The organism is Mesorhizobium ciceri WSM4083 (genome assembly GCF_000519305.1).
Classification (GTDB): domain Bacteria; phylum Pseudomonadota; class Alphaproteobacteria; order Rhizobiales; family Rhizobiaceae; genus Mesorhizobium; species Mesorhizobium ciceri_B.
In genome coordinates this window covers 55,242-74,112 of the sequence record NZ_JAFG01000011.1, presented here as the reverse complement: position 1 = coordinate 74,112, position 18,871 = coordinate 55,242, and the positions used below count along the sequence as shown (strand labels likewise).

Sequence of the window (18,871 nt, the reverse complement as noted above, 5' to 3'; positions counted from 1 at the left end):
TGAGGGGTGTTCCAGCGGAATGAGGCGTTGGTGTTCCCTGGAACACCCCTCATCCGACCTCGCTTCGCGAGGCCACCTTCTCCCACAAGGGGAGAAGGAAAGGCGCTGAGTTACCCAAATTTCCCCGTCCTCGGGAATCCCTTCGGCACCATGCGTCCGGCCGAGGCGCGGGCGCCGATCCACTCAGTCAGTTCCTCGCGCGACCTTGTGAAGGTGCGGTCGGCCGAATCCTGCCAGGAGAGGCCGCTCTCCAGCGTGAACGGCTTGAGATCGAGAAGGCCGCCATCCTTGTATTTCTGCAGCCGCACGCCCTTGCCGCGGCCCATTTCCGGAATTTCGGCGAGCGCGAACACCAGCATCTTGCGATTCTCACCAACGATAGCGAGATGGTCGCCGGTGACCGGGATGCAGCGCTTGGCTTCGTCCGGCGCCTTGACGTTCATCACCTGCTTGCCCTTGCGGGTATTGGCGACGACTTCCTCCTCCGGCACGATGAAGCCGTTGGCGTCGTGCGAGGCCAGCAGCAGCTTGCGCTTCGGATCGTGAACGAAGGCGGTGACGATGTCCTGGTCATTGTCCATATCGACGATGATGCGGATCGGCTCGCCATGGCCGCGCCCGCCGGGCAGCCGGTCAGCGCCGATCGTGTAGAATTTGCCGCCGGTGGTGAAGACCAGCACCTTGTCGGTGGTCTGGGCATGGAAGGCGAGCTTGAGGCTGTCGCCCTCCTTGAAGGTCAGCGTCGAGAGATCGGCCAGATGCCCCTTCATCGCCCGCAGCCAGCCCTTTTCCGAGACAACGACGGTGACCGGCTCGCGCTCGATCATGGCATGGGCAATGTCGGTCAGATCGTGCTCGGGCGCGTCGGCGAACTGGGTGCGGCGCTTGCCGAGCTCGGTCTCCGGGCCGAACTTGTCGCGGATGTTGGTGACTTCCCACTTGATCGTCGCCCACTGCTTCTCGTTTGAAGCAAGCAGTGCCTCGATCTGCTTCTTCTCCGCGCTCAGGCCGTCGAATTCCTTGCGGATCTCGAATTCTTCCAGCTTACGCAGCGCGCGCAGGCGCATGTTGAGGATGGCTTCGGCCTGGGTGTCGGTGAGCGACCAGCGGGCCATCATTACCTGCTTTGGCTCATCCTCCTCGCGGATGATCCTGATCACCTCATCGATGTTCAGGTAGGCGATCAGGTAGCCGGCAAGTATCTCCAGCCGTCTTTCGATTTCGCCGAGCCGGTGTTTCGAGCGGCGGACCAAAACCTCGCGGCGATGATCGAGCCACTCCTGCAGCACGCCCTTCAGCGACAGCACGTTGGGCACCTTGCCGCGCGACAGGACGTTCATGTTGAGCGGGAAGCGGCTTTCGAGCTCGGTCAGCTTGAACAGCGATTCCATCAGGATGCCGGGGTCGACCGAACGGCTCTTCGGCACCAGCACGACGCGGACGTCCTCGGCGCTTTCGTCCCTGATGTCCTCGAGCAGCGGCAGCTTGCGCGCCATCAGCAGCTCGGCGATCTTCTCGATCAGCCGCGCCTTCTGCACGCCATAGGGGATTTCGGTGACGACGATGCTCCAGGTCCCCCTGCCCTGGTCCTCCTGAAACCACTTCGAGCGCACGCGAAAGCCGCCGCGGCCGGTTTCGTAGGCTTCGAGGATCGAGGCGCGGCTGTCGACGATGATGCCGCCGGTCGGGAAATCCGGCCCCTGGACAAAGTCCATCAGCTTCGCCACCGGCGCGTCCCGGTTTTCGATCAGGTGCAATGCGGCATCGCAAAGCTCGGCGGCGTTGTGGGGCGGGATCGATGTCGCCATGCCCACCGCGATGCCGGACGAGCCGTTGGCCAGCAGGTTCGGAAAGGCGCCGGGCAAGACCACCGGCTCCTCGTCTTCTTCATTGTAGGTCGGCCGAAAATCGACGGCATCCTCGATGATACCGGACAACAGTTCGGTCGCCACATCGGTCATGCGCGCTTCGGTGTAGCGCATGGCGGCGGCGTTATCGCCGTCGATGTTGCCGAAATTGCCCTGCCCGTCGACCAGGGGATAGCGCATCGAAAAATCCTGCGCCAACCGCACCAGCGCGTCATAGATCGACTGGTCGCCATGCGGGTGGAACTTGCCCATCACCTCGCCGACGATGCGGGCGCATTTGGCAAAGCCCTGGTCGGGGTTGAGCCGCAGCAGGCGCATGGCGTGCATGATGCGGCGATGGACCGGCTTCAGTCCGTCGCGCACATCGGGCAGTGCCCGGTGCATGATAGTCGACAGCGCATAGGCCAGATAGCGCTCTTCCAGCGCCTTCTTCAGATCGACCGGCTCGATATGATCGCCACCGCCATTTTCAGGCGGCAAAAGCCTTTTTCCCATGGGCTCGGACTAGCCGAGCGGGTGATTCGCGGCAAGAGCCCGACGGAGATACCGGCCTTTCTGCAACATGAAACCGCACCCCGGGGGATGTCTGCCAACATCAGCCTGTTACATGCGGGTTCTATGGCCAAGCGCGACGATATCCGGCTATCGGCTCTTCATGACAAATTCACCGGTTTGCGCAAAGACGGTGGGATCGGGTTTGCCTTTCACCGCGATTTTTGACCAATGTGCCGGGACACGCCTTTTTCCGGTCCAGTTCGTCACGGAATGGTGATGGCGCAAATAATTGAAAAAACAATTTCAGGACACTCTCAGGGACCTTGCGATGACAATCAAACGCTCAACTCTCAGGAAATTAGCCTTTTCGACCTTCTTGCTCACGCTGCCGCTGAATACGGCCCTCGCTCAGGATACGGCAGTGGCCGACCGGCTGAAGGCAGCGCTTGTCGCACAAGGTGTCGACATCACCTGGACCGGCGTGACCGGCGACAACACCAGCATGGTGCTGCAGGGCGTTGCCATCAAACCGGCGGCGGAGAAGGAAGCGCTTCCCATCGGCGACGTCAAACTCGAAGGCGTGACCGAGGCAAATGGCGGCTATGACATCGCCACCGTATCGACGGCTGCCTTCACACACAGCAAGGACGGCGTTACCCTCGACCTCAGCCCCTTCGTCATCCATGACATGACAGTTCCGGCCGACGGCGCCACCGGCCCGCTGGGCTCGCTGATGATGTACAAGTCAGCCGAACTCTCGAACATGACCGTCAAGGTCGCCGACAAGACCGCCTTCTCGATGGACGGGCTTGCCATCGAAATCACGCCGCCGGCGGACGGCAAGGCGATGGAATTCACCGCAACCACGGAAAAATTCAATGCCGACCTGACGCTGGTGGACGATCCCAAGTCCAAGGAAGTCATCAACGCGCTCGGCTACCAGAACATCGCGGGCAATCTCGAAATGGCCGGCACCTGGCAGCCCACGGACGGCAAGATGGAACTGTCGAAATACGACATCTCGGTCGAGAATGCCGGCACGCTCGGCATGACCTTCAATCTCGGCGGCTACACGCTGGACTTTATCAAGTCGCTGCAGGAAATGCAGAAGAAGATGGCGGCACAGCCTGAAGGCGCCGACAATTCGGCGCAAGGCATGGCCATGCTCGGCCTGTTGCAGCAGCTTTCGTTCAACAGCGCCTCGATCCGCTTCGACGACGATTCGCTGACCAACAAGGTTCTGGACTATGTCGGCAAGCAGCAAGGCATGTCCGGCAAGGACATCGCCAACCAGGCCAAGGCGATCGTGCCGTTCGGCATGGCGCAGCTCAACAATCCGGAACTGACGGCGCAGGTCACGGCCGCGGTCAGCAAATTCCTCGACGATCCGAAGAGCCTCGAAATCTCGGCCGAGCCGCCGGCATCCGTGCCGTTCGCACTGATCATGGCGGGTGCCATGTCCAACCCGCTCGACCTGCCGAAGACGCTCGGCGTCACCGTCAAGGCCAACGAAGACTGATCGAAGCGATCTCAATATGCAAAAAGCCCGGCAGCGATGCCGGGCTTTTTTATCGGGATTAGCGAATCGAAAGAATCGGTTCGGGCGGTTCTTTACAGCATCGCCCGAAGCGCGATCAGGCGTCCTTCTTGGGCACGGCAACGCGCAGCGCCAGGTCGCGAAGCTGCTGCGGGCTCGCTTCCGACGGTGCGTTCATCAACAGATCGTAGGCCTGCTGGTTCATCGGGAACATGGTGATCTCACGCAGGTTCTTGGCGCCGAGCAGCAGCATGACGACGCGGTCGACGCCGGCGGCCATGCCGCCATGCGGCGGTGCGCCATACTGGAAGGCACGATAGAGGCCGCCGAAGCGCTCCTCGACCGTGGCGCGGTCCAGCCCGACCGTCTCGAACGCCTTGACCATGGTTTCGGGCAGATGGTTGCGGATACCGCCGCTGGCGATCTCGAATCCGTTGCAGACCATGTCGTACTGGAACGCCTTGATGCCGAGCAGGTCCTCGCCGTTCAGCGCATCGATGCCACCTTGCGGCATCGAGAACGGATTGTGGGCGAAGTCGATCTTCTTCTCTTCCTCGTTCCACTCGAAGAACGGGAAGTCGACGATCCAGCACAGCTCGAAACGCTCGCGGTCGACAAGGTTCAGCTCCTCGCCGGCACGGGTGCGCGCAGCCCCCGCAAAGGAGACGAACTTCTTCGGGTCGCCTGCAACAAAGAAGGCGGCGTCGCCATCGGCAAGGCCGAGCTGAAGGCGGATCGCCTCGGTGCGCTCCTCGCCGATGTTCTTGGCCAGCGGGCCGGCGCCTTCGAGCTTGTCACCCTCCTTGCGCCAGAAGATATAGCCCAGCCCCGGCTGGCCCTCGCCCTGCGCCCAGGAATTCATGCGGTCGCAGAAGGCACGGCTGCCGCCGGTCTTGGCCGGAATGCCCCACACCTCGGCCTTCGGATCGTTGGCCAGGATGTTGGCGAACACCTTAAAGCCGGAATCGCGAAAATGGTCGGAAACGGCCTGCATCTCGATCGGGTTGCGCAGGTCCGGCTTGTCGGAACCGTATTTGCGCATGGCGACGTCATAGGGAATGCGCTGGAATTTCTGCGTCACCGGCTTGCCGTTGGCGAAGGTCTCGAACACCCCGCGCATCACCGGTTCCATGGTCGACAGCACGTCGTCCTGCTCGACGAAGCTCATTTCAAGGTCGAGCTGGTAGAATTCGCCGGGCAGACGATCGGCGCGCGGGTCCTCGTCGCGGAAGCAGGGCGCGATCTGGAAGTAGCGATCGAAGCCCGACACCATGATCAGCTGCTTGTACTGCTGCGGCGCCTGCGGCAGCGCGTAGAAGGTGCCGGGATGGATGCGCGACGGCACCAGGAAGTCGCGCGCGCCTTCCGGCGACGAGGCGGTGAGGATCGGCGTCGAGAATTCGGTGAAGCCGACCTCGCCCATGCGCTTGCGCATTTCCGCGATGATTTTTGTCCGCGCGATGATGTTCTTGTGCAGCGTCTCGCGGCGCAGATCGAGGAAGCGGTATTTCAGGCGGATATCCTCGGGATAATCCGGCTCGCCGAACACCGGCAGCGGCAATTCCTTGGCCGCCGACAGCACCTCGATCTCGCGGGCGAAGATCTCGATCTCGCCGGTCGGCAAATTGGCGTTGGTGGTCTCGGGCAAGCGCGCCTTGACCTCGCCGTCGACCCGAATGACCCACTCGCCGCGCACGGTCTCGGCGACCTTGAAGGCAGGCGAATCCGGATCGGCGACGATCTGGGTCAGGCCATAATTGTCGCGCAGGTCGATGAAGAGCAGGCCGCCATGATCGCGCACGCGATGCACCCAGCCCGACAGGCGAACGGTCGAGCCGACGTCGCTCTTCCTCAACTGGGCACAGGTATGGCTGCGGTAACGGTGCATTGTCATTGGTAAAGTCCGGGGTGCTGGGGCCGAAGCATCACAGCTCAGCCTGAAAATTTGCGCGAAAAGCGCATGGGAGGTTGGATTTGTCAAGGTAAGTGGCCCGGGTTGGTATTTCGGTTCCGCTTTCCCAGGCGCCCTATGAGCCCAGTGCCGATAGCCGAAGGCGCTGAGCAAGGTGTTCGACGACCAATGCAGCGCTGGCGGACGACGTTGCGGCATGATGAAGGCGAATTTCGGCCCCCGGCAGCGGGGGCACATGCCGGCCGGGACGGACATCTCGCAGGCCAGGCGCAAGCATGCTGCCTTTGACCACGGTGACCGCCAGGCCCTGTTCGACAATTGCCTCCGTGGCTGAGAGGCTCGGGCTGACATAGGCCAATCGCCATGGCCGGCCTGCCTTGTTGAGCGCCTCAATGGCCCAGGAACGAAACAGGCAATCGGGGCTCGACAGAGCGACGGGCAGTGGGTCGAGCTCCTCGACGGGCCGCGTCGCCGCCGCCGCCCAAATCGCCCTTTCGCGGCATATCAAATCCCCCTCGGTCGTGCCTTCCGGGTGCATGGCGATGACGGCGTCGAACGACGACCCAAGCCGTTTCAGGAGCCGGGCGGTGAGACCAATCTCCATTTCGACCTGCACCAACGGAAATCGCTCGGCAATGCCGGCAAGGAGGCGCGGCAGGATCTTGGTGCCATAATCTTCCATGACCCCGATGCGAACCTGTCCGGCCACCTGCTGACCGGACACACGCGCAATCGCCTGCTCATTGAGAGCAAGAATGCGGCGGGCATCGATCAGAAAGCCCTCCCCGGCGGCGGTGAGTTCAACGCGGGCGGTCGAGCGCCGGAACAAGATGGTCTCGATGCGCTCCTCAAGACGTTTCACCTGCAGGCTGACGGCCGCCTGCGTTCTATTGAGCTGCTCGGCGGCTCGCGTGAACGAGAGGCGCTCGGCAACGACGACGAAGGCCCGCAGAAGGTCCGGATCCAGATTCGGGATGCTCATAGTGGAATGTTATCAAACTCATTGAGCTTATTCGATTCCTTATGGCCCGCCTGCCCGATATCGCTGGTTCAGAGTTGGCAAGGTCAGGAACCATGGAAATCACAGGAGTGCTCGCCGCGATTCTCTCCAGCGCTTTTGGAGGCACCGCCGTTGGCGCAACGCGATATCTCGCGGGCACGCTCGATCCTCTCGCTATCGGTGCGGTCCGGTTCGGCGGCGGCTTTCTGGTTTTGGCCGCCGTAGCTCTTTGGCGGCGAGACATTTGGCCGCCGAAGAGCGACTGGCTCGGCACCGGTGCATTGGGTCTCCTGTTCTTCGGGCTGTTTCCGGTGCTCTTCAATGGCGCCCTTGTCTACACGACGGCCGCGCGAGGTGCGCTCGCGCTTTCGACACTGCCTCTGCTCACCATGCTTGCCGGGGCAGTTCTGAGAATCGAGCCGCCGACCATCCGCAAGATCGTCGGTGTCCTGATCGCAATGGCAGGGGTGGCCGTAGCGCTCGGCACGAGCCTGACGACGGCTCCCCCAGATGCCTGGCGCGGAGATCTTCTCATGGTCGCGGCCGCTTCCTGCATGGCGCTCTACAACGTCTGGTCGAGACCATTTCTATCCCGCACCGCGCCAATCCCGTTCGTGGCGTTTGGCATGGGCGTGGGCGCGGTCTGCCTATCGGTCCTGGTGGTTTCGAACGGAGGCTTCGCGCGACTTGCCACGCTCAGCGCACCTCAGTGGATCGCGAGCGCATATCTGGCCATAGTTTGCGGCGCCTTCATTTTCTTCCTCTGGGCATTCGCGCTCGGGCGAGCGTCGCCGACGCTGGTTGCCGTCTCCGTTGCGGTCAATCCGGTGACGGCATCGATCTTCGGTGTCGTCTTCCTGGGCGAACAAGTGAGCGCGAACCTGATTGTCGGGCTGATGGCAGTCCTCGCAGGAATAGGCATCGCAACGGGAGCAGCCGAGCGGCTCGGCCTGTGGCCCGACGATCGGCAGTCACGTCGAAGGCAGCCCTGAGCGCTGACCAAGCAAACGGGGGAAACGACAGCGATCATCTCTGTTGGCGCAGGGAATTGCTGCTGGCGTTGGCCAGGGCGATGGTCCAAGAAGGGATCACCGACACGTGATCGCCTCTTCATGTCCTCCATCCGCCCGATGATCCCGCTTCTTCTCGCCGCCGGCATCTTGCTCGGCGGCAATGGGCTGCAGAGCACGCTGGTCGCGCTGCGCGGCGCGCAGGAAGGGTTTTCGGCTTCCGACATCGGCCTGATGGGCACCTTCTACTTCGCCGGCTTCCTGCTCGGCTGTCTGGCCATCACCCGCATCATGAAGGCGGTCGGCCATATCAGGGCATTTTCGGCGCTGGCGGCAATCGCCTCGGTCGGCACCTTGCTCCTGGTGCTGGTCATTGATCCGGTGATGTGGTGCGCGGTGCGCCTTGCCGGCGGCTTCTGCTTCGCCGGGCTGTTCACCATCGTCGAAAGCTGGCTGAATTCCGGCGTCGGCAATCACGACCGGGCACGCGTGCTGGCGATCTACCGGATGGTCGACATCGGTTCGGTAACATCAGCCCAGTTCCTGATCCCGGTCTTCGGCGCCGGCGGTTTCGCCATCTTCGCCATCATGTCGATGATGATCACCTTGTCGCTGGTGCCGGTCTCGCTCGGCGACCGCACCAACCCGGCACCACCCGAAGAGGTCAAGCTCGACCTGGCGCGCGTCTGGCGGATTTCGCCGCTGGGCTGCTTCGGCTGCATCGCCGTCGGCGTCACCAACAGCGCCTTTCGCACCTTGTCGCCGGTCTATGCCGAGCAGATCGGCATGTCGGTGGCCGATGTCGTCACCTTCGTCAGCGTCGGCATTTTCGGCGGCGCCATCATCCAGTATCCGCTGGGTTATCTTTCCGACCGCTGGGACCGGCGCCGGGTGCTTTTGATGACAACCTGCTGCGCGATGTTTTCAGCATTGGCGCTGGTGTTCATTGCCGGCAGCAATCCAGCGCTCAACTTCATCCTCATCTTCATCTTCGGCTGTTTCGCCATGCCGCTCTATTCGCTGTCGGCGGCGCATTCCAACGACCGCGCCGACACCGGCGAGTTCGTGCTGATCAACGCGGCCTTGATGCTGTTCTATTCCTTCGGCGCCATTGGCGGCCCGTTCGCCGCCTCGACGGCGATGCAATATTTCGGACCGGGCGCCCTGTTTGTATTCAGCGCGGTGGTCTATGCGATTTTCATCGCCGTCATCCTCTACCGCATGCAGGCCCGGTCCGGCGTGCCGGCAGGCAGGCGCGGCCGCTTCATTGCGCTCTTGCGCACTTCGACGGTTTTCGCGCGGCTGGCCAGGAGAAACGGCGATTCCGATAGTCCGGGAACCTGATGATGGCGGCGCCAAAGCTTGACGAAAGCCCCGGCGGCTGAAATCTAGGAAGACCTTACTCCTGCCAAAAGCGATTTGATGCACGTCATCACCACCCAGAAAGAACTCGAGACCGTTCTCGCCGCTTTCGAAAAGTCGGATTTCGTCACTGTCGACACCGAATTCATTCGAGAAACGACGTTTTGGCCGATCCTGTGCCTGATCCAGATGGCCGCCCCCGGCGTGACGGCACTGATCGATCCGCTGTCGCCCGATATCGACCTGAAGCCGTTCTTCAGGCTGATGGCCAACGAGGCGGTGGTCAAAGTCTTTCACGCCGCGCGGCAGGACATCGAAATCATCGTCCATCTCGGCGATCTGGTTCCGCATCCAGTGTTCGACACGCAAGTGGCGGCGATGGTCTGCGGCTTCGGCGACAGTGTTTCCTACGATCAGCTCGTGCAGCGCATCACCGGGGCGCGGCTCGACAAATCATCGCGCTTCACCGACTGGCGCCACCGGCCGCTTTCCGACAAGCAGCTCGACTATGCGCTGGCCGACGTCACCCATCTGATCGAGGTCTATCAACACCTCAGCGCCGAATTGGAGCGGGAAAACCGCGCCCATTGGCTCAACGAGGAAATGGAGGTCCTGACCTCGCGCGAGACCTATGACCCCCACCCCGAGGACGCCTGGAAGCGGTTGAAGATGCGGCTGCGCAAACCGCAGGAACTGGCGATCGTGCAGGGCGTGGCGGCGTGGCGCGAGCGCGAGGCGCGCGAACGCGACGTCCCGCGCGGCCGCGTGCTCAAGGACGACGCGATCTATGAGGTGGCGCAGCAGGCGCCGCGCGACGCGGCGGCCCTTGGCAAGCTGCGCACAACGCCGAAGGGCTGGGAGCGCTCCTCGACGGCAACGGCGCTGCTCGGCGCGGTCAACACCGCACTTGCCTTGCCCAAGGAAGAGATGCCGAAACTGCCAAAAAGTTTCCAGCCGCCCGAGGGCTCGAGCGCCGCGGCGGAACTGTTGAAGGTGCTGCTGCGGATCGTCGCTGAAAAGGAAGGCGTCGCCTCGAAGGTGCTGGCCTCCAGCGACGACATCGACCGTATCGCCGCCGAGGGCGAGGAAGCCGACGTACCAGCGCTGCAGGGCTGGCGGCGCGCGGTGTTCGGCGAGGCCGCGCTCAAGCTGGTACGCGGCGAGATCGGCATCAAGTTCGACAAGCGAAAGATCGCCGTGTTTGATCTTTAGGTATCCTTCGCGGACTTCCCTTCTCCCCTTTTGGGAGAAGGAATATCTGCTCTGCTCAAACCACGCCGAGCAGGTGTAGCGCGAACCAGATCCATCCCAGCAGGAGAATCACCGCGCTGACGAAGAATGACCGGCTGCGCAGCAGCAGATTGTTGCTGGTCAGGTGAATCCAGGCATGGAAATAGCGCGAAGCGACGAAAATCCACATCAGCGCCAGGGTCAGATAGTTGACGCCATTGGTCAGGTGCAGGGTCAGGCACAGCACATAGAACAGCACCGGCAGTTCGAACTGGTTGGTGAGATTGGCGGCAACGGTGACGCTGGAGGCCGGCTCGGTCGAACGCACCTTGAACTGACCGGGCTTCGCCTCGCCTGATCTGATTGCGCCGTATCTGCGGCGACCCAGGACACAGTAGACGATGTAGATCAGCAGCACATGCGCCAGAACAGGCCAGAAGATTGTGGTCTGGTTCATGAAGTGTCCCCTGCCCGGTCGGGCCTTTACGGCATCAAGCCTGGCGTTTCTGGCCTGCCAGCAAGAAGGCGGTAATGACGATCACCGGGATGGCGAAAAGCGCGAATTTGGTCACGATCAGCGACGAGGCCAAAGACAGCGAATCCGGGTTCGCCGACAAGAAATCGGACAGAAGCCGCGCTACCGCGATGTTCTGGGCGTAGTCGGCAAGCGTGTAGGGCAGCACCAGGACCAGCGCGAAGATCGACTGCAGTTGCGCCGGCAGCACGCGGAAAGCCTTCAATCGCCGGCCGGTGGCCAGGATCAGGCTGACCAGCGTCACCGACAGCAGCGCCGGGAACAGCAGATCGAAGGTCAGATAGTGCCAGACGAGAATGATCTCGCCACCGCGCCGGCCGAGCGCCGTCAGCCAGGCCATGCCTTCGTCGGGCGTGAAACCGAAAACGCGCATGTCGAGCGACGGCAAGCCGCCGCTCAACTGGCGGAAATAGAAGAATTCCAGTGCCGTCATGGCGATGAAAACCACCGCCGACAGGAAACAGAGTGCGCCTGCGTGGCGCGACAGCCGCAGGATCGTCGCTGTCAGGCTCCGCCCGAGCGCGTACTGGTCAGGCTCCGCCGGGATAGTTCGGGCTTTCGCGGGTAATCGTGACGTCATGGGCGTGGCTTTCACGAAGTCCGGCATTGGATATGCGCACAAAGGTGGCGCGCTCGCGGAAATCGGCAAGGTCGCGGCCACCAACATAACCCATAGCGGCTTTCAGCCCACCTGCAAGCTGGTGCAGCACGCCGGACACAGGTCCTTTGTAGGGAACCTGCCCTTCGATGCCTTCCGGGACCAGTTTCAGCGTGTCGCGCACCTCGGCCTGGAAGTAGCGATCGGCGGAGCCGCGAGCCATGGCGCCGACCGAGCCCATGCCGCGATAGGCCTTGAAGGAGCGGCCTTGGTGCAGATAGACCTCGCCCGGGCTTTCGTCGGTTCCGGCCAGCAGCGAGCCGATCATGGCCGCACTGGCGCCTGCGGCGAGCGCCTTGGCCAGATCGCCGGAATATTTGATGCCGCCATCGGCGATCACCGAGACGCCGGATTTGTGCGCCGTCTCGACCGCCGACATGATGGCTGAAAGCTGCGGCACGCCAACGCCGGCAACGATGCGGGTGGTGCAGATGGAACCCGGACCGATGCCAACCTTGACGGCGTCGGCACCGGCGTCGATCAGCGCCTGCGTGCCCGCGGCGGTGGCGACGTTGCCGGCCAGGATGCGGACCGAGTTGGATAGTTTTTTCGCCCGCGTGACGGCGTCGAGCACGCGCTGCGAGTGGCCATGCGCGGTGTCGATCACCAGAAGGTCGACGCCGGCATCGATGAGGCGTTCGGCGCGCTCATAGCCGTCATCGCCGACGCTGGTGGCGGCGGCCGCGCGCAAGCGGCCCTGCGCGTCCTTGCTAGCGTGCGGGTTGAGCTGCGACTTCTCGATGTCCTTGACGGTGATCAGTCCTACGCAATTGCCCTGCCTGTCGACGACGACCAGCTTTTCAATCCGATGCTGGTGCAGAAGGCGCTTGGCCTCGTCCTGGTCGACGTTCTCCTTGACCGTGATCAGGTTGTCACGGGTCATCAGCTCATGGACCTTCTGCGCCGGATCGGACGCAAAGCGCACGTCGCGATTGGTCAGGATGCCGATCAGCCGGCCGATCTTGTGGCCGCCGCTGCCGCCGTTCTCGACCACCGGAATGCCCGAGATCGAATAGCTGCGCATCAGGCCCAGCGCGTCGGCGAGCGTCGCGTCGGGGCCGATGGTGACGGGATTGACCACCATGCCGGATTCGAATTTCTTGACCTGCCGCACCTGCTCGGCCTGTTCGGCCGGCGAGAAATTGCGGTGGATGACGCCAATGCCGCCGGCCTGGGCCATGGCGATGGCAAGCCGCGCCTCGGTGACGGTGTCCATCGCCGCCGACAGGATCGGCACGTTGAGGTCGATGTCGCCGGCGATGCGGGTGCGGACATCGGTCTCGCCAGGCATGACCTCGGAATGACCCGGCTGCAGCAGCACGTCGTCAAAGGTCAGCGCCAATGCGCCGGTGGACGTTTCGATGATTTTTGCCATGGCCAGTCCCTTGAATATAAAACGCGGTGGGGGAATACAAAAAAGCGCTGGACCGGAATGGACAGCGCCGACTCGTTTCTTCCCTTTCAGGATTGGCGCTGGCTGGTACCACGTCCAAGCGCCGATGAAAAGCCGATGATTTCACGCTCCCGCAAAGGTGACTTTCCGGCGAAGGGATGCCACCTGTGGTTGCCGGTCGCACAAAAGTGACAGCAAATTAATGCGACATCCCGGCGAAGGCATGGTAACCGCCCGCCTCAAGGCCGACATGCAATCGGCAACGCAACATTCAAGTCTGGACGCGTTCCTTGAACCGCACCATCCCGCTCATCCTGGCGGTCGCCCTTTTCATGGAAAACATGGATTCGACCGTCATTGCGACATCGCTGCCGGCGATCGCCGTCGACATCCACACCAGTCCGATCGCGCTCAAGCTGGCGTTGACCGCCTATCTCGTGTCGCTGGCGATCTTCATTCCGATCAGCGGCTGGATGGCAGACCGTTTCGGCGCCAAGAATATCTTTCGCGCCGCGATCGCGGTCTTCATCGTCGGCTCGATCGCTTGCGCGCTCTCCGGTTCGCTGCCGGCTTTCGTGGTGTCGCGCTTCCTGCAAGGCATCGGCGGCGCCATGATGACGCCCGTCGGGCGGCTGGTGCTGGTGCGCGCGACACCGAAAAGCGAACTCGTCGCGGCGATGTCCTGGCTGACCGTTCCGGCGTTGGTCGGGCCGTTGGTCGGGCCCCCAGTCGGCGGCTTCATCACCACCTACTTCACCTGGCATTGGATCTTCCTGATCAATGTGCCGATCGGCGTGGTCGGCATCTGGTTGGCGACGCGTTTCCTGCCGGAGACCGAACCCGCGCAGACCCCGCCACTTGATTTCATCGGCTTCGTGCTGAGCGGGCTGGCGGCATCCGGCGTGGTGTTCGGCCTGTCGGTGGTCAGCTTGCCATATTTGCCGCCAATCGTCGGTGTCACCACCGTAGCGGTCGGTCTCGTATCGGGCGCGCTCTATCTGCTGCACGCGCGGCGCGCCAAAAACCCCCTGCTGGCGCTCGAACTGTTCCGCAACCAGGTGTTCCGCTCTTCGGTGCTTGGCGGCTCGCTGTTTCGCATCGGCATCGGCGCCGTGCCCTTCTTGCTGCCGCTGATGTTCCAGATCGGCTTTGGGCTGACGCCGTTCCAGTCCGGCATGATCACCTTCGTCTCGGCGATCGGCGCCATCGGCATGAAATTCGTCACCGCACTGATCTTCCGCGTCGCTGGCTTCCGCCGCGTGCTGGTTGTCGGTTCGCTGGTCGCCGCGGCCTCGATCGCCATCTACGGCCTGTTCACACCCGACACACCCTATCTGCTGATGCTAGCCATGCTGCTCGTCGGCGGCTTCATCCGCTCGATGTTCTTCACCGGCGTCAATGCGCTCGCCTATGCCGAGGTTTCGGCTGAAGACACCAGCAAGGCGACGCCGATTACAGCGGTGTTCCAGCAGTTGTCGGTCGCGCTCGGCGTGGCGCTGGCCGGCGGAATCCTGGAAGTATCGACGTCAATCCATGGCGGCCCGCTGTCGCTGGACGATTTCCACACCGCCTTCTTTATCGTTGCAGCGGTCTCTGCGGTGGCATCGCTATCCTTCATCCGGCTGGCGCCCGATGACGGCAACGCCGTCTCCGGCCACGGCCGGCTGACCACACCCAAGACGCTGGAAACGGTGAGCCCACCTAGCAACTGATGGCAGCCTACGCTTCGGGCTCGCCTTCTGGACGACCCGATTCGCCCGACGGCGGACCGGCGGTGCCCTGTCAGTCGTCGGCGTCCCCCGGCCCTTCGCTATGGCTCCGGGCGCTCGAGGCCTTCGGAACGTCCACTGGACGTTCCGATCCGCCTGACGGCGGACCGGCCTCTCGCCCTTTAAAATCTTTGGCCAGCAAATAGAGCTCGACCGATTCATCCCGCGACGCCGGCGGCTTGACGTGATGGACGGAGCGGAAGTTCTTCTTGAGCATGGAGAGCAGCTCGTTTTCGGCGCCGCCCTGGAAGGTCTTGGCAAGGAAATGCCCGCCCGGCTTCAGCACCGACAGCGCGAAATCGGCGGCCACCTCGCACAGATGCATGGTGCGGATATGGTCGGTCCGCTTGTGGCCGGTGGTCGGTGCCGCCATGTCGGACAGCACGATGTCGGGATCGCCACCCAGCGCCTCGGCCAGCTTTTGCGGTGCTGCCGGATCGAGGAAATCCATCAGCAGCACCGGCGCGCCGGGCACGGCGTCCATTTCGAGATAGTCGATGCCGATGACATGCGGTTTGTCGGCCGTCGATTTCGTCCGCGCGGCGGCGACCTGGCACCAGCCGCCGGGGGCGGCGCCGAGATCGATCACCTTCATGCCGGGTTTCAGGAGATGATGCTTGTCGTCGATCTCGATCAGCTTGTAGGCCGCGCGCGAGCGATAGCCGTCAGCCTTGGAGCGCTGGACATAGGGATCGTTGATGTGGCGCTGCAGCCAGCGGCGCGACGATTCCTTCAGGCCGCTCTTCTTTTTGATCCGTGTCTTCAGCACGCGAATGCTGGCGGATCCTGGTTTTTCCGGTTTCTTGGTCATTGGCTAGTTTCTTGCCTGAGTTTTCTCGCTCGCGGAGTTGCGGTCGTTTTTCCACGTCTGCGCGTTTCGTGAACGGTTTCCCCCACTCCGTCGCCGCTTCGCGGCGCCACCTCTCCCCCCTCCGGAGGGAGAGGAAAGGAGCGAGGGTCGGCGAACTCGCGCCCTTCCTCTCCCCCGTCGATCGGGGGAGAGGTGTCGAGCGAAGCTCGACGGAGTGGGGAGTCGACTGTTCACGCTCTGCCACGCCCATCGTTGCGCCAGACGCCATCATCGGCCATCAGTTCGCTCAAAATACCTTCGCGCAGGCCACGATCGGCGACTCGCAGCCGCTCGGACGGCCACACGGCGCGGATCGCTTCGAGGATAGCACAGCCGGCCAGCACCAGATCGGCGCGATCGGCACCGATGCAAGGGTTGGCGCAGCGCTGCTGGAAATCCCAGCCAACCAGTCTTTCGACCATGCGATCGACGCTGTCGCGGTCCATCCACAGCCCGTCGACACGGCGGCGATCGTAGCGCTCGAGCTCAAGGTGGACACCGGCCAGCGTCGTCACCGTTCCCGACGTGCCCAGCAGATGAAAATTCGGGCTGGCCTTGAGATGGCTCAGCCGGTCGCGACCGTCGAAGTTGGCCAGCCGGCCGGCGACATCATCGACCATGGCGGCGAAGATCTCGCGCGTCACCGTGCGGCCGCCAAAGCGCTCGGCCAGCGAGACGACGCCGACCGGCAGCGACGTCCACGACACGATGTGATTGGCCAACCTTGGCGAACGGCGGCCGGCGAGATCGATGAGCGCGATTTCGGACGAGCCACCGCCAATATCGAACAGCACGACGCCTTGGGTGTCGCGCTCGACCAGCGAGCCGCAGCCGGACACCGCCAGCCGCGCTTCGGTCTGGCGGTCGATGATCTCGAGCTTCAAGCCGGCCTCGCGTTCGACGCGGTCGATGAACTCGACGCCGTTTTCGGCCGTACGGCAGGCCTCGGTAGCAATCAGCCGGGCTTTTCTGATCTTGCGGTTGCGCAATTTGTCGCCGCAGATCTTCAGCGCCTCGACCGCGCGGTCCATCGCCGGCTGGCCGAGCCGGCCATTGGCGGTGAGCCCCTCGCCCAGCCGCACGATGCGAGAAAAGGCGTCGATGACGCGGAACTGGCCATGCCGTGTCGGCACGGCGACCAACAGCCGGCAATTGTTGGTGCCGAGGTCAAGCGCCGCAAACACCGGAAGCTCCTGGACCGGCGGCCGACGGGCGCCTTGTTCCGGCCGTGGCACAACAGCGGCGGGCGAGACCGCCGATTCCACCGCCCTGTGGGCCTCCGCCGCCGGGGCACCGGTTTTGCCTGGCGCCGGCGATCGATTCTCCGTGGGACGCGCTTCGTCGCGCGCAAAAACCTTGCGCCCGCGCCTTCGCTTGCGCCGCTTCTTGGGCTTGCCTTTGTGGGGTGCGTCGCCCGCCTGCCCGTCTGCGGAGCGGAGCTCCGTCGGGCGGCGTTGCTGCCAGCTTGCGTTCCCCGGGTCAGCCGACCGCCGGGAAGCGCTGGACACGCCCACCTCCGGCGCGCCGGCGCCGGTGTCGTGGTCTTCCACTGTCGTTCCTTCCGGCGCCGCGCGAACCTATGATGGACGCAGCAGGCGCTTCAGTGTTTTAAGTTGCCGCCAGACTAACAGCGCCGCGCCCGATCACCAAGAGCCGCATGCCGAATTTGCCGGCAGGCCGCTGACCGCCGTTCCGGCGCGGCCGCTCACTGCGGCAAATCTTGCCGGCCGGCGCTGCGACAAGGGTTCGCGGTTGAATAGCCGGCTTCGATGAGGCATTTCTGAAATGAGCGGAAGAATCCGGCACTGCCGGCCTCCCACCAGCCACGAAAAGGAAGCGGACCCGCAACGCATGGCAGTCAGGCAATGAACTGGAGACGCTATTTCTGGCCGGTCGTCGGCATCGCCGCGGTGATCTTCTCGCTGCTGCTGCTCTGGCACGAACTGCGCGGCGTTTCGCTCGACGATGTGTGGGACGGTATCACGGCCATTCCGACCCGCGGCTGGGTTCTTGCCGCGCTGAGTTCGATCATCGCCTATGCCTCGCTCGCCGGTTACGACCACATCGCGCTCCTGCATATCGGCAAGCGCGTATCGTGGCTGTTCGTCACGCTGTGCTCCTTCACCACCTATGCGCTGTCGCACAACATTGGCGGTTCGGTGTTTTCGGGCGCTGTCATCCGCTACCGCGCCTACGGCACCAGAGGCCTGACCGGACAGGATGTCGGCGTGCTGGTGGCGGTCTGCTGGATCACCTTCGTGCTGTCGACGATTTTGGCCTCGGGCCTGGTTCTGGTGTTCGAGCCTGAGATACTCGACCGGTTTTCCGGCATCGCCCATCATGGCCTGTCGGAAGCGGCCGGTATCGCGATGCTGCTGCTCGTCGCCGCCTACATATTCGGTAGCTGGCTGCATCTACGCCCGCTGAAGATCGCTGGCTTTCAGTTGCACTATCCGGCGCTGCCGATCGTCGCCCGGCAATTGCTGATCGGCCCGATCGAGTTGCTGGCCGCCGCCGCGATCATCTTCTTTGCCCTCCCCGAAGCCCACAATCCCGGCTATTTCGTCGTGCTGGGTGTCTTCCTCGTTTCCTTCTCGATCGCGCAGATCTCGCACGCGCCGGGCGGGCTCGGCGTGTTCGAGGTGGTGTTTCTCGCCGGCCTGTCGGACATGGATCCGGTCGGCGTGCTGGCGGCGCTGCTGGTGTTCCGGCTGTTCTACCTGATCATCCCGCTGATTCTGGGCCTGGGCGTGGTGCTGTTCTTCGAACGCTCGCAGTTCAGCCGCAACGAGAGCTGAGGAGCGAGATTGGACTGGGAGCCGCGCGCCCGCATCTGAAGTGTGGCGTCTGAAATCGCCTGACGAAACGTGCCATTGAACCGCAGAGCAGGCTTGACTATTTTCCGCTGGCGGCTACAAGGCAGCGCTCACAGCGGCTTGCCCGCTCGGCCCGCACGGTTCATGACCGCGCCTGCTGGGGAATAGGTTAACGGTAGACCCACGGACTCTGACTCCGTTAGTCCTGGTTCGAATCCAGGTTCCCCAGCCAAACATTTTTTCAAAAACAGCCGACTTACTCATCCCGCAAATCCTGCGGTGTCGGCGCAGCGGATCTTCCTGCTGGGCGTGAACGGGACTCGCAACACCACGCTTCAATCCCCCGTTCTTATATTAGCTTTTACGAATGAAAAATTGAGAGTAGTATCGCCTTCGGCGCGTTCTAGATCCTAGAGCAGCAGCCAACTCCGAAGAG

At 63.1% G+C, this 18,871-nt stretch carries 15 protein-coding genes and 1 tRNA gene; 8 read left to right on the top strand and 8 right to left on the bottom strand.

Features of this window, described 5'->3' with window-relative positions; all coding sequences use genetic code 11:
* Nucleotides 1-110: 110 nt before the first annotated feature.
* On the bottom strand, nt 111-2,363 hold the full coding sequence (gene parC / locus MESCI2_RS0121335; protein WP_027038354.1) for a DNA topoisomerase IV subunit A: 2,253 nt from the start codon (nt 2,361-2,363) through the stop codon (nt 111-113).
* On the opposite strand from parC, the gene MESCI2_RS1000000137995 reads away from it, so the two are divergent.
* Both MESCI2_RS1000000137995 and MESCI2_RS0121325 read left to right on the top strand, forming a co-directional pair.
* The gene (locus MESCI2_RS1000000137995) at nt 2,319-2,588 is read left to right on the top strand and encodes a hypothetical protein (protein WP_155936639.1); all 270 of its coding nucleotides are present in this window, start codon (nt 2,319-2,321) and stop codon (nt 2,586-2,588) included. The two genes, parC and MESCI2_RS1000000137995, sit on opposite strands and share 45 nt — an antisense overlap.
* 103 nt (nt 2,589-2,691) lie before the next feature.
* Nucleotides 2,692-3,882 carry a hypothetical protein gene (locus MESCI2_RS0121325; protein ID WP_027038353.1) on the top strand — a complete coding sequence of 397 codons (1,191 nt, stop codon included), beginning with the start codon at nt 2,692-2,694 and terminating at the stop codon, nt 3,880-3,882.
* Between the two features lie 115 nt (nt 3,883-3,997).
* On the opposite strand, the gene aspS is transcribed toward MESCI2_RS0121325, so the two are convergent.
* Both aspS and MESCI2_RS0121315 read right to left on the bottom strand, forming a co-directional pair.
* Nucleotides 3,998-5,788 (bottom strand): aspartate--tRNA ligase, encoded by a 1,791-nt coding sequence (gene aspS, locus MESCI2_RS0121320; RefSeq protein ID WP_027038352.1) that lies wholly within the window; start codon nt 5,786-5,788, stop codon nt 3,998-4,000.
* 139 nt (nt 5,789-5,927) lie between these two features.
* The gene (locus MESCI2_RS0121315) at nt 5,928-6,794 is read right to left on the bottom strand and encodes a LysR substrate-binding domain-containing protein (protein ID WP_027038351.1); all 867 of its coding nucleotides are present in this window, start codon (nt 6,792-6,794) and stop codon (nt 5,928-5,930) included.
* A 41-nt stretch (nt 6,795-6,835) separates the two neighbouring features.
* Between MESCI2_RS0121315 and MESCI2_RS0121310 the strand changes: the two genes are divergently transcribed.
* The 3 genes from MESCI2_RS0121310 (at nt 6,836) to rnd (ending at nt 10,396) form a co-directional block, all read left to right on the top strand.
* Nucleotides 6,836-7,804, top strand: coding sequence for a DMT family transporter (locus MESCI2_RS0121310; protein WP_245270410.1), 969 nt, complete (start codon nt 6,836-6,838; stop codon nt 7,802-7,804).
* Between the two features lie 120 nt (nt 7,805-7,924).
* Nucleotides 7,925-9,166 (top strand): MFS transporter, encoded by a 1,242-nt coding sequence (locus tag MESCI2_RS0121305; RefSeq protein WP_027038349.1) that lies wholly within the window; start codon nt 7,925-7,927, stop codon nt 9,164-9,166.
* Nucleotides 9,167-9,244: 78 nt separating this feature from the next.
* Nucleotides 9,245-10,396 (top strand): ribonuclease D, encoded by a 1,152-nt coding sequence (rnd, locus tag MESCI2_RS0121300; RefSeq protein ID WP_027038348.1) that lies wholly within the window; start codon nt 9,245-9,247, stop codon nt 10,394-10,396.
* 55 nt (nt 10,397-10,451) lie between these two features.
* Here the strand turns inward: rnd and MESCI2_RS0121295 are convergent, their stop codons facing one another.
* From MESCI2_RS0121295 to guaB, 3 genes are read right to left on the bottom strand one after another with little or no spacing between them, the layout of a single operon-like run.
* On the bottom strand, nt 10,452-10,871 hold the full coding sequence (locus MESCI2_RS0121295; protein WP_027038347.1) for an MAPEG family protein: 420 nt from the start codon (nt 10,869-10,871) through the stop codon (nt 10,452-10,454).
* A 34-nt stretch (nt 10,872-10,905) separates the two neighbouring features.
* A complete protein-coding gene (locus MESCI2_RS0121290; protein WP_081738825.1) occupies nt 10,906-11,529 on the bottom strand; it encodes a hypothetical protein in 624 nt (207 codons plus the stop codon).
* Nucleotides 11,480-12,982 carry an IMP dehydrogenase gene (gene guaB / locus MESCI2_RS0121285; RefSeq protein ID WP_027038345.1) on the bottom strand — a complete coding sequence of 501 codons (1,503 nt, stop codon included), beginning with the start codon at nt 12,980-12,982 and terminating at the stop codon, nt 11,480-11,482. The genes MESCI2_RS0121290 and guaB overlap by 50 nt, the downstream gene beginning before the upstream one ends.
* Before the next feature lie 308 nt (nt 12,983-13,290).
* Between guaB and MESCI2_RS0121280 the strand changes: the two genes are divergently transcribed.
* Nucleotides 13,291-14,712, top strand: a complete 1,422-nt coding sequence (locus MESCI2_RS0121280; RefSeq protein ID WP_027038344.1) for an MFS transporter — start codon at nt 13,291-13,293, stop codon at nt 14,710-14,712.
* Nucleotides 14,713-14,782: 70 nt separating this feature from the next.
* Here the strand turns inward: MESCI2_RS0121280 and MESCI2_RS0121275 are convergent, their stop codons facing one another.
* Nucleotides 14,783-15,580: an RlmE family RNA methyltransferase gene (locus MESCI2_RS0121275; RefSeq protein ID WP_027038343.1), complete on the bottom strand. Its 798-nt coding sequence runs from the start codon at nt 15,578-15,580 to the stop codon at nt 14,783-14,785.
* Nucleotides 15,581-15,810: 230 nt separating this feature from the next.
* On the bottom strand, nt 15,811-17,169 hold the full coding sequence (locus MESCI2_RS0121270) for a Ppx/GppA phosphatase family protein (protein WP_027038342.1): 1,359 nt from the start codon (nt 17,167-17,169) through the stop codon (nt 15,811-15,813).
* Nucleotides 17,170-17,484: 315 nt separating this feature from the next.
* Here MESCI2_RS0121270 and MESCI2_RS0121265 point away from each other — a divergent pair, with 315 nt between their 5' ends.
* Both MESCI2_RS0121265 and MESCI2_RS0121260 read left to right on the top strand, forming a co-directional pair.
* Nucleotides 17,485-18,417 carry a lysylphosphatidylglycerol synthase domain-containing protein gene (locus MESCI2_RS0121265; protein ID WP_027038341.1) on the top strand — a complete coding sequence of 311 codons (933 nt, stop codon included), beginning with the start codon at nt 17,485-17,487 and terminating at the stop codon, nt 18,415-18,417.
* Nucleotides 18,418-18,593: 176 nt separating this feature from the next.
* Nucleotides 18,594-18,667, top strand: a tRNA-Gln gene (locus MESCI2_RS0121260).
* Nucleotides 18,668-18,871 lie beyond the last annotated feature (204 nt).